Origin of the sequence: Acidiphilium sp. (assembly GCF_049977125.1) — a bacterium.
Taxonomy (GTDB): Bacteria; Pseudomonadota; Alphaproteobacteria; order Acetobacterales; family Acetobacteraceae; genus Acidiphilium.
Genome location: NZ_JBMFGY010000237.1, coordinates 1 through 3,326, shown reverse-complemented (window position 1 = coordinate 3,326; position 3,326 = coordinate 1). Strand labels below are relative to the sequence as shown.

Below are 3,326 nucleotides of genomic sequence, written 5' to 3'. Positions count from 1 at the left end.
GGCCGCGCTCGCCTGCGTTTCACCCACCCCACCCGCATCTCGCCGCGTGGCGTCCGCCGAAAGGCATGACCGCCTTTCGTCGATGAACCCAGACCAGGAGCTTCGCCATGATCTCATCCACCGACACCACCGACACCACCGACACCACCGGATACCCGCCCCGTCCCGGCCGGCGATCCGACACCAGACGGGGCAACCGTGAAAACGACGCGGGCGAGGTCGATCTGCTCCGGCGGACCGTCTCGTGCTCCGTCATCCTCGAACGCGAAGGATGGAAGGTCGATGCCACCGAGAGTTCACGCCACGCGGTGAAATACCGCCGCAGTGCCGGCGAGATCCTGATCGTGAACCATGACGACAAGGGCTGGTGGAACCCGCTCGGCGCGGAGAAGGGCGATTGCTTCACCCTGATCCAGTTCCTCCATCCGGAGTGCAACTTCGGTCATGTCCGCAAGACCCTGCGCGCGATCGCCGGCGTCGCTCCCGCGCGACCGGTTGCGGTGACCACGTCATTGCCAGACCCGAAGCAGGCACTCTCGCCGCTGGTTCGCTGGAAGGCGAAGCCAGCGCTGCGCCCGACCACGCAAGCCTGGGAGTATCTCGCCGGCGAGCGGCGCTTGCCTGCTGCTATCCTGACCGCCGCTGCAGCGCAGGATTGCGTCCGGGCGGGTGGGTTCGGCTGCGCCTGGTTTGCCCATCGGGACCACGAGGGCACGCTGACCGGGATCGAGGCGCGTGGTCCCGATTTCCGGGGGGTGCTCCGCGGCGGACAGAAGAGCTTGTTCCGTTTCGCGCCTGGTGGCACGATCGGCGTGTACCGCCGGGTTGCGGTGACCGAAGCGCCGATCGACGCCCTCAGCCTCGCGGCCCTCGAGCAGGGCCGGATCGACACGATCTATGCTGCCACCACTGGCGGGCTGGGACCAGGCACCGTCACGGCACTGCGTCACCTGGTCGAGAATCTCGGATCGGTCGGCGGCACCCTGATCATCGCCACAGATGATGACCGCCCCGGCGATCACCACGCTGCGCGCATTGAGGCGATGATCGCACCGATCGTCGTGACCGTCGAACGGTTGCGGCCACCCGGAGACGCGAAGGATTGGAACGAGGTCCTGATGAAAGCCGGAATCTGATCATCCTGCGACGGGGCTCCTGACAGGATCAGCCGAGACGGGATCGCACAGGTCGCTGCGGCGTCAGCTCTGAGCCCGAATGATGAGGCCGAGACCGATCACCGCCATCGCCGTCGCGACCCACAGCGACCAGTTGGCCACGAGATGGCTCCGCTCCGACCAGACGAGAAGACGAGTGCCGCTGCGGATGATCCCGGCCGTCTCCGGCCCGTCGTCGTTCACCGACACCGCCATGATCTGCCCCCTCACCCACCGCAACCGGCTGGCAACCCAGAACGTCCAATACATCACCGGCAGCAAGATCATCAGGGCAAGCCAGATCACTCTGATTCCCAGCTTGCCGAGTTCACCACCGATCTGGAAATGCCATGCGGCAATTCCGGTGTGGATCGCGATCGCGGCATAGGTCCCGGCCAGGATTAGCCCGCTCGCAACGGGCCACCGCCCGACCATGCGCTGCACGGCCGGTGCCGGCGCATCGGCGAAACTGTCGACGCCCCTACCCTGCCCGTTCATGGCTTGCCCACAGTGGGATCATCATGTCTCACGATCCGCTTATACCTCATGCGTGACCCTCAGTCGCCATTGTCCACGCCTCGATCTCGACCGGCTCGATCAGGGCGGGACCATCCGTACCCACACGATTGACCGTGCGCGACACCGGCCAGGCCGGAACGTCACCGGCAGCACTGCGCGCGAGGATGGCCGACGGATCCCCGGAGGTTTCACCAAGCCAGATCGGCCAATCCGCTTCATCGATGACGAGGGGCGCCCGGCCATGGATATCTGCCAGCGCATCCGGTGCTTGCGTGGTGATGATCGCGAGCGAGAGTTCCGGCGGATAATCCCGATGGGGCCGCCTCAGCGAAATGATGCCGCCGAGTGCGATCGGCTGCCCATCCGTTCGCCCCATCGCATAAGGTTGCTTCAGCCCCGGTGCGACCGGTTTCCATTCATACCAGCAGCGGACCGGCACAAGGCATCGACGGTTTTTGAACGCGGTGCTGAACATCTTGTTGCTGGCGACGGTTTCGGCCTTCGCGTTGATCGGCCGTATCTTCGCGAGTTCAGGGATCTTCTCCCAGGGCGGCAGAAATCCCCAGTCAGCCGTGCAGCCCACCCGGCCGCGGCCCTGGCCTCGACATACCGCCAGCACGCCATCGCTCGGTGCGACGTTCCAGCGCTCGGCGCACGGAACAGAAGCGCCCTTGCTGCCAAGCAGTCGATCAAGCGACCCTTCAGGAAATGCCTGCGCGATACGGCCACACATCAGCAATTGGTCTCCTTGGCCGGTTCAACGGCGGCCGCAGTCCCGCCGCCATGAAACCTCGCGCGGATTTCATCGAACAGCGGAGGATCGTTGTTGCGCACCCCGTTCGCGTCGATCAGATCAAGACGGATCATTCGTCGACGGATAGCCGTAAGGCTCCGGCCGCATCTGACGCTGATGATCCTCGGCTTCTCGTTGAGGAGAAATCCCTCATAGAGGATCCGGTCCTCGTCCTCGGTCCAGCGATGCCCGTTCTCAGAGGACTTGGTCTGGTCAAACGTCATTCGACATCCGACCGGGAAATATCCGAACGATGATCGCGATCATTTTCATGCCGTGCAACCGGATCGACTGACCCACCGACCGATATCGCCCATTGCCGGAAATCTATCATAGAGCGCGCTGTCTTCGGCAATCGACCGCGACGAACCGGCACGAGGCGCACCAGGATCTGCCATCGAAAAAGCCCGAAAAAGATAACTCGAAACGAAGTCCTGTCATGAAACGAACCATCGACGAACGAGGATGAAGTCCTCTCATGGAGCGAAGCCGGCGGCAAGGGGCGAGGCATGGCATTGCCAAACGGCCCTCAGTCTCCCTCAGGTGGCCTGGCCGCGGGCGGCGATCTGCCGCCTGCGGCCAGCCCGCTTCGGTCGAGCTTCGGACCCTTCGGAAATGCCATGCCTCGCGCCCTGGCCACCGGCCTCGCTCCATGAGGGACGGCAATTGTCTTCGAAATGAAGATAATTCCAACAATGGAGATCACGATGTCCATCAACACCGATAAATGCGCCAACTGGCGGGAACATGTCATCCTCAGCTGCCCCGGCGTCGAGGAGATGCAGACCATCGTCCGCACTCTCGAAACCGCCGACGCGAATTGGCCCGCCCTCCGGACCGAAACCGCTTCATGGATGAAT

General features: G+C 63.8%; 4 protein-coding genes. 1 reads left to right on the top strand and 3 read right to left on the bottom strand.

Going from position 1 to position 3,326, the window contains the following annotated elements; genetic code table 11:
- Positions 1-107 precede the first annotated feature (107 nt).
- Complete coding sequence (locus ACP5E6_RS17385) at positions 108-1,136, top strand: DUF3991 domain-containing protein (RefSeq protein WP_427956335.1); 1,029 nt, start codon at positions 108-110, stop codon at positions 1,134-1,136.
- A gap of 63 nt (positions 1,137-1,199) precedes the next feature.
- On the opposite strand, the gene ACP5E6_RS17380 is transcribed toward ACP5E6_RS17385, so the two are convergent.
- From ACP5E6_RS17380 to ACP5E6_RS17370, 3 genes are read right to left on the bottom strand one after another with little or no spacing between them, the layout of a single operon-like run.
- Complete coding sequence (locus tag ACP5E6_RS17380) at positions 1,200-1,652, bottom strand: hypothetical protein (RefSeq protein ID WP_427956333.1); 453 nt, start codon at positions 1,650-1,652, stop codon at positions 1,200-1,202.
- A gap of 46 nt (positions 1,653-1,698) precedes the next feature.
- Positions 1,699-2,406 carry an SOS response-associated peptidase gene (locus tag ACP5E6_RS17375; protein ID WP_427956330.1) on the bottom strand — a complete coding sequence of 236 codons (708 nt, stop codon included), beginning with the start codon at positions 2,404-2,406 and terminating at the stop codon, positions 1,699-1,701.
- Complete coding sequence (locus ACP5E6_RS17370; RefSeq protein WP_427956327.1) at positions 2,406-2,690, bottom strand: hypothetical protein; 285 nt, start codon at positions 2,688-2,690, stop codon at positions 2,406-2,408. Before ACP5E6_RS17370 ends, ACP5E6_RS17375 begins: the two co-directional genes overlap by 1 nt.
- Positions 2,691-3,326 lie beyond the last annotated feature (636 nt).

Coding starts and splice junctions, on each gene's coding strand:
- ACP5E6_RS17385 (WP_427956335.1), top strand. CDS start 108: ATGATCTCATCCACCGACACCACCGACACCACCGACACCACCGGATAC.
- ACP5E6_RS17380 (WP_427956333.1), bottom strand. CDS start 1,652: ATGAACGGGCAGGGTAGGGGCGTCGACAGTTTCGCCGATGCGCCGGCA.
- ACP5E6_RS17375 (WP_427956330.1), bottom strand. CDS start 2,406: ATGTGTGGCCGTATCGCGCAGGCATTTCCTGAAGGGTCGCTTGATCGA.
- ACP5E6_RS17370 (WP_427956327.1), bottom strand. CDS start 2,690: ATGACGTTTGACCAGACCAAGTCCTCTGAGAACGGGCATCGCTGGACC.